Annotated in this window: 8 protein-coding genes; 4 read left to right on the top strand and 4 right to left on the bottom strand. The window is 42.8% G+C overall.

All coding sequences use genetic code 11. The features are described from left to right. Position 1 precedes the first annotated feature (1 nt). Positions 2–415, bottom strand: coding sequence for a hypothetical protein (locus EDM54_RS26125; protein WP_122959104.1), 414 nt, complete (start codon positions 413–415; stop codon positions 2–4). A 572-nt stretch (positions 416–987) separates the two neighbouring features. Further along, positions 988–1,188, bottom strand: coding sequence for a hypothetical protein (locus EDM54_RS26120; protein WP_003390542.1), 201 nt, complete (start codon positions 1,186–1,188; stop codon positions 988–990). A gap of 571 nt (positions 1,189–1,759) precedes the next feature. Here EDM54_RS26120 and plsY point away from each other — a divergent pair. Next, positions 1,760–2,383, top strand: a complete 624-nt coding sequence (gene plsY / locus EDM54_RS26115) for a glycerol-3-phosphate 1-O-acyltransferase PlsY (protein WP_003390540.1) — start codon at positions 1,760–1,762, stop codon at positions 2,381–2,383. Positions 2,384–2,408: 25 nt separating this feature from the next. Continuing rightward, on the top strand, positions 2,409–2,483 hold the full coding sequence (locus EDM54_RS27450; RefSeq protein WP_228006736.1) for a LicD family protein: 75 nt from the start codon (positions 2,409–2,411) through the stop codon (positions 2,481–2,483). A 504-nt stretch (positions 2,484–2,987) separates the two neighbouring features. Here the strand turns inward: EDM54_RS27450 and EDM54_RS27190 are convergent. Next, positions 2,988–3,119 carry a hypothetical protein gene (locus EDM54_RS27190; RefSeq protein ID WP_255320384.1) on the bottom strand — a complete coding sequence of 44 codons (132 nt, stop codon included), beginning with the start codon at positions 3,117–3,119 and terminating at the stop codon, positions 2,988–2,990. A gap of 58 nt (positions 3,120–3,177) precedes the next feature. Continuing rightward, positions 3,178–3,630, bottom strand: coding sequence for a GNAT family N-acetyltransferase (locus EDM54_RS26105; RefSeq protein WP_003390539.1), 453 nt, complete (start codon positions 3,628–3,630; stop codon positions 3,178–3,180). Between the two features lie 491 nt (positions 3,631–4,121). Here EDM54_RS26105 and EDM54_RS26100 point away from each other — a divergent pair, with 491 nt between their 5' ends. Next, positions 4,122–4,871, top strand: a complete 750-nt coding sequence (locus EDM54_RS26100) for a stalk domain-containing protein (RefSeq protein ID WP_003390536.1) — start codon at positions 4,122–4,124, stop codon at positions 4,869–4,871. Between the two features lie 544 nt (positions 4,872–5,415). Next, a complete protein-coding gene (locus tag EDM54_RS26090) occupies positions 5,416–6,000 on the top strand; it encodes a hypothetical protein (RefSeq protein ID WP_024983650.1) in 585 nt (194 codons plus the stop codon). Positions 6,001–6,101 lie beyond the last annotated feature (101 nt).

The raw sequence follows: 6,101 nt of genomic DNA, 5'->3' as shown, positions 1-6,101 counted from the left end.
ATCAAAACACTACAGTAACATATCGGGAACAAAGGAAAACGTAATCGTCCCAGAAAGAAAAGATATCAATCCCATCACACCATTTTTTGTAATCGAAAAGCTCAGGGTTTTGAATAAGTTGAAACGACCGAGAAACCCATTGTTGGATGTAATAATTTCGATTGGATGATGCTTGCTCTACAAAAAGTCGGACTTCCTCAAGGTAGTTTTTATCTTTTACTATTCCAACTGCATCACCTACAAATAGGTATAGGCAAGCTAGAAAGACTTTTCGTTTAGCCTTCGCTACTTTCGGATTCATTGATAGTGATAGTAGTAAAGGAGCGGTACTTAAATCAGTAAGAAAAAGGTCCCAATCTTGATGAGGGAATTCTGTGTCATTAGAGAAGGCCCAGTCATTGATGGCATAAACCATCGTATCAACCACTTTCTATAGAATCCCCAATTGAGGGAGATTTGGGTAATAACTCGGCCAAAAATTATACCACGGAGGTCTAACCGTGAGGGGAAGGGAAGATCAGCGCACAAGAGTAACTGTCATTTCTGGAACCAGTAGATGCCGCAAGCAGTGAGCTTCGGATTTTTCAAAGCAAAAGGAGCTGTCATTTACCAAAAGAGAAATTGTGATGAGGAGGAAGCCAATAAACAGAAAAGGGTACATAAAGTACCCTTAAGCTCCAGTCCCGTTATGGAAAGATCTACACAAGTTCAATTAATAAATTTCTTGGCAAACACGTTGTGCATAACACCCTTGTGTTTCAGCAGCTGTAGCACCAGCAGTTACAGACATAACCATTACCACAGAAAAAACAACAGCAAGCAACTTTTTCATCGGATCACCTCCTCACAGAAAGTTCTGACAATAACGTATCATTTTAGGGAGATTCTGTAAACAGCATTTTTTCATGAGATATCGAAGCTTAACACAATATTTCGATGGAAATACGGAGCTGGTGCCCCTCATTCGAGGAAACACCAGCTGCTGGGTTAGTCTTGTTGTGACACACCATCTGTACCAAACAAACGCCTCAAGACGACCTGTGTAACTTCTGACACACGTTCAAAAACAAAAGCGACTTCCAAATCGTGTGGCTGTACATGGTAACGACTTACACCGAGTTGTGAAAGTTCATTACTGATTCGCAGCGCGTCATGGAGACTTACAAAAAAGTACAGACGCTTGGTCATAGTTCTCACCCCCTTCCGCAACTAACGGTAGCAGAAGAGGTATGAGGCAGAAAAAGAAAAGTCCCCATGCTGGAGATCGAAAGTATATACGCTACCAACGTTATACCATGGCAAAACGCGAGGGGGTACGGAAGATGAGCGCACAGATGTCTTTTCTGCCGAAGCTAAACCGTAAAGAGACACGGAGAAGGGGAGAGGAAGCCCAGGAAACGGCTCGAATTTACAACCAGATCGGATTCGCTCGTCGGCAAAATCCCTCCCTTTAAACTTGCGAGAACATCTGAAAAAATAAGAGATATGTTATAATGAAGCCAGGAAACAAAAATATCTGAAAATTACCGAATGTAAGAATTCTGAGAGAGAACACCTCCAAAGAATGGCAAATATGAGAGAAAACATCCCTATATATTCTATTTGCTTGGCAAAGGTTCATAAATATGCTTGGCAAAATATTTGGCCGCAGTCATTCATTGATATAACCAATGGGTAAAGGAGGCAGGTTTGACGGCGGATGAACCCTGTATAGATGGATAAATAAAAGAAAATGAGAATACTCCAAGGGAGAAGAGCGATGATTGATATTATAAAGCTTTTGGCAGCCTTAATTTTGGGCTACCTTTTGGGCAGCCTGAATACCGCAGTAATTGTAGGGAACATATACGGCACGGACATAAGAAGCCATGGAAGCAAAAGCGCCGGACTTACCAATACGCTGAGGGTACTTGGGAAATCTGCTGCGGTGTTAGTTCTTGCGGGAGATATATTAAAAGGGATCATTGCCTGTATGATAGGCTTGTACATTGGCGTTTACTTTTATTCGGGAGAGGCTAAAGAATGCGTAAGCCTTTTAGCGGCAGGCGCAGGAGCGGTTATTGGGCATAACTGGCCGGTATATTTTGGCTTTAAAGGGGGCAAGGGAGCACTTACAGCAGTGGCTGTGCTGTTCATGGTTGACTGGGTGATGGCCCTTTTATGCCTTGGCTTTTTTGTGATAATAGTAGCTTTGACCCGTTATGTTTCTTTAGGCACAATATGTGCAACAGTGCTTTTTGCGGTTATTTCATTTATTCCTGTTTTTGGGAATACCTTGTATTTTTATATATTTGCGTGCCTAATGGCGCTTATGGTTGTTTTCAGGCATACGGCAAATATACAAAGGCTGCTCTCAGGAACAGAAAATAAGCTTCTTTTTTGATGTTTTTACCGTGTTGAGCGTGTTGATGATTGGTGCTATGCGCCATGGTGGTTTTCTTTCTTGGGACGACGATCTGGATATAGCGTTTAATGAGGCCTGAATAAAAAATTCAGGGTTGCTTACAAGCGGGATAGGGGACTCCAGAAGTTTTTCATTCAATGTATCTTTGCGGAGGGAGAGTACCCGAGGCAATAGCCATTTTTACAAAAAAAAGTAAATAAGCTAGCGTCACGGGTAATTGATTATTCATAGTGAGGGGATGAAGGGGCAAGGTAGTCTATCAATTCAACAATCCCCCAAAACATGACGAATGTTATCAGTACATAAATCCATTTTTTACGAAGCGAATGGGAGTTTACGATAAAACCCCAACTAACGAGGAGAACTGTAATCAAAATGATTGATACGATATCGATCATGCGGAATCCACTCCTTCACGCTCCTTTCCGTATGGAATGGTTGACATGATGACAGGTTTTCAAAAAAAGAAAGAGCGGACACCTGTAAGTAAGGTGCCAGCCCAGATAGAACCCCCACATTTTGTCGGGGTTTTCTTCAGTCCAAAGGGCACATGAAGCCCCCCTCATAAGAGTCCTGTAAGTTCTTAATTCATAATCACACACCATGGAACCATCGCACACGATGGACGAACTTCCGCTGGCTTGGCAGCAAGCGCAGCACTCGATACAGACAGAACCAGCATGACAGAAAAAACAATCGCAGCGATCTTCTTCATCATTCCACACCCCAAATTTGTAATTTTATGTTAATTTTATCCCAAGTTACATCTGGTTTCAACCGTAAAAGGTAATAATTTCCTCGTTTTCATCCGCCAATCGTTTGAAGTAAATAATTTCCGGATCACCTTCATCCAGGTTCTCAATAATACCTGTTTTTAAATAACCGAGCCGATCACATAGGTTGTGCATGGGAAGATTGGACTGGTTGGTTGAGGTAAATAATTTCGATGTAGGGCATAGCTTCTCGAGATGTTTGATAAGAGCTGTTGCAATCCCTTTTTGGCGGTAAGCAGGGTCCACGATAACGAGAGAAATAAACCAATACCCAAAAAAGTTCGTATCAAAAGTCAGAAAACCGGATATCGAAGCGTTTTGTTCAGCAACGAGACAGCGATGATGATCAATCATTTCCGATAAATATCCAGATCTGCTCGAAGAATGGATGACCTTCTCATCCATCCGTAATATTTCAATGGTGTCATTTATATTTGCATATCTCGTGATCATTTGTATCACCCTAATTTTTCGAATTTGCCAGCCAGAGTAAACCAAAATAACAAATAGTGGGAAAGAAATCAAGTCGGACTGAAGTAAATGCCAAAAAACCCTCCAAACAGAGGGTTTTAGTGAAAATCAACATCAATCCTTTTTTTAGAGCTTGGTTGAATCTTTGGTATACAAGCAAATAGAGAGAACGAGCAAGCCGAGCAATGTTGAGAGTTGAAAGAAAGAAATCCCTGTAAGGAATGCAAATATCCCGATTATCATAACAATAACGAAAATAAATTTGAACCAGAATGGTTGATTTTTCATTAGATGCACAACCTTCTTTTTGGGAAATTTTACCATACAAATGAACGGTTGTAACATATTCAAACGCACTATGTAATTGGGGCATTATTACTTTGCCAATGCGAGTCATTACGAATTTTGATGAAACATTTGTTCAACTTTTTGCGTTATACTTATATAAAAATCGACACAGAGGAGAGTATAGCATGTTTCATATATCGAAAAAGGTAATAATTGGAGGAGTGGCGGGAGCATTGTTGTTTACCGGGGGAATGCTCGCCGGAAGCAATAGCGCCATCGCCAAAAAGGGAACGCAATCCATTAAGGCTAACTTTGCGAATATCAAGCTCATGATCAACGGGAAGGAAATTCAGACCAAAGCGGAGCCCTTCACTTACAACGGCAACGTGTATGTACCTGCTGCCACTATCGCGAACATGTTTGGTATTGGTCAAAAGTGGGATAATAGCGTTCCTGCGGTTCGTTTCGAAGGCCCTGACCGGGTGACTAGCGACCCGATCTTTGGAGGAATGCAGGGACAGCAGACGTACCCCTTCCCCTTGGACTATGTGTACGCATTGCGTCCAGGTTTTGAAAAAGTCGTTAACATCGTAAATAATAAAGAACTTGTTATTCCGAAGATGGAGAGTACCGGAAAGTTAAGTGAGATTTCTCGTATGGTCCACGGAAACATGTTCTATATGCTGGAAACCAATTCCCAAGGGTCATTTATCAACGGGTATGAGATCGACAAGGTAAATACTGGTATTACGAAACTGTTTTCCCGCCAGATCGAGCCTGTTAAAGGAAAGCTTACTTTCAATGAATCAACGAGGGAATTTACCGAGAAAATTCACGAATATGTTGACGGGAAGCTTAAACTCGTCGGGGTTAAGGTGTATCTCATCAATTGGGATAACATGATCACCAAAACAGATGAATTGCTTATGAAATAATATAGAACCTTACTGGCACGAATGATCGGCCAGCAGGCCGCAGTTCAACATACGTACGGAAAAGCCAGCCTAGAAGGTAAAGCGACGTCTCAAGCTCGGAGGCCGCCATTCACCAGGGCTGGCTTTTTGTTGTTTTTCGAGGTGGCAACAAGACGCAACAGGGAGGATCAACGTGTCGGTGCCGTCAACCCACGCAAGCCCAAACATCGCTACCAAGAAGCGAGGCAAGACGAATTCATGGGTAGGGTACCTGCGGGAATCAAAGTCCGATAATGCCGCGATATCGATGCCCGTCAAAGGCCCGAGCCAAGCGCTCATACAGAAGGAGAAGGGGAGAAGTCGAGAGATGCGATCCAATTGCGGACAATGATTGCAACGATCAATGAACCGATTACAGCTTTGAGCGGTTCCGCTCCTAATAAAAAAGGTTGTAACGGCTCAGCTTCGGCTCTTTCACGAAAAGACGGCGGAGAACCAGCTTAAACTGCATCCAGTATAATTGCCCTGAAGGATTTGGTATAATCTGGATGGTGGGAGGGGTGTCATGAAGCTGATTGCCTACGTTTTGCTAATGATCATTGTTTTAACGGGCTGCAGCACTGATAAGGAGCAGGAAATCCAGCCGTTGGATGCATCTTACTCAGAACAAAAGGCTGTACTGGCTCCAACGGAGGAAGATATGCCCGCTGCTCTCTTGGACATAAACAAATTGGTACAATCAACCCGAGGGCTTCCTGATCAAGCGGGCGGAGTAGAGGAACTGCTCGGAAAACCGCTCAAAACAGAGCAAGGTGAATGGACGTTATATGGTTCGGGAGCAAAGACCCCGTTTATCAGGCATTATTATGAACATGCCGTAGGAACGGTATCTGTTATGTACATTGACGGCAATATTGCCCATATAAACGTAGAATTTGCGGAACCATTGCATGATTCGGGTGACGAGATGAAAGCGTTGGAACTGATAGGGATCGTGAAAGACGATTTCCTTAAGAAAATTGCGGAAGAATCGAATTATACACGCTTTATTTTGAGGGATTTCTATTACGCGGACGTGATTCATGGAAAACCGGATAAGCCAGCTTTCATTCTCGGGATAAAGGTTGTGACAGATGAAACGTACGAATAGCCGAAGGCATTGAACCGAAATAGTGAACAGGGCACCCTTACCAAAGAAACCTCACCCAAACAGGTGAGGTTTTTTCTGTTGAGCGTGCCCAGCAAGCCGTT

It is taken from the genome of Brevibacillus borstelensis, assembly GCF_003710865.1.
Taxonomy (GTDB): domain Bacteria; phylum Bacillota; class Bacilli; order Brevibacillales; family Brevibacillaceae; genus Brevibacillus; species Brevibacillus borstelensis.
This window is presented reverse-complemented; position numbering and strand designations above follow the sequence as displayed.

What these genes read in the sequence shown, in the direction of transcription:
- EDM54_RS26125 (WP_122959104.1), bottom strand. Translation starts at nt 415, where the DNA reads ATGGTTTATGCCATCAATGACTGGGCCTTCTCTAATGACACAGAATTC.
- EDM54_RS26120 (WP_003390542.1), bottom strand. Translation starts at nt 1,188, where the DNA reads ATGACCAAGCGTCTGTACTTTTTTGTAAGTCTCCATGACGCGCTGCGA.
- plsY (WP_003390540.1), top strand. Translation starts at nt 1,760, where the DNA reads ATGATTGATATTATAAAGCTTTTGGCAGCCTTAATTTTGGGCTACCTT.
- EDM54_RS27190 (WP_255320384.1), bottom strand. Translation starts at nt 3,119, where the DNA reads ATGAAGAAGATCGCTGCGATTGTTTTTTCTGTCATGCTGGTTCTGTCT.
- EDM54_RS26105 (WP_003390539.1), bottom strand. Translation starts at nt 3,630, where the DNA reads ATGATCACGAGATATGCAAATATAAATGACACCATTGAAATATTACGG.
- EDM54_RS26100 (WP_003390536.1), top strand. Translation starts at nt 4,122, where the DNA reads ATGTTTCATATATCGAAAAAGGTAATAATTGGAGGAGTGGCGGGAGCA.
- EDM54_RS26090 (WP_024983650.1), top strand. Translation starts at nt 5,416, where the DNA reads ATGAAGCTGATTGCCTACGTTTTGCTAATGATCATTGTTTTAACGGGC.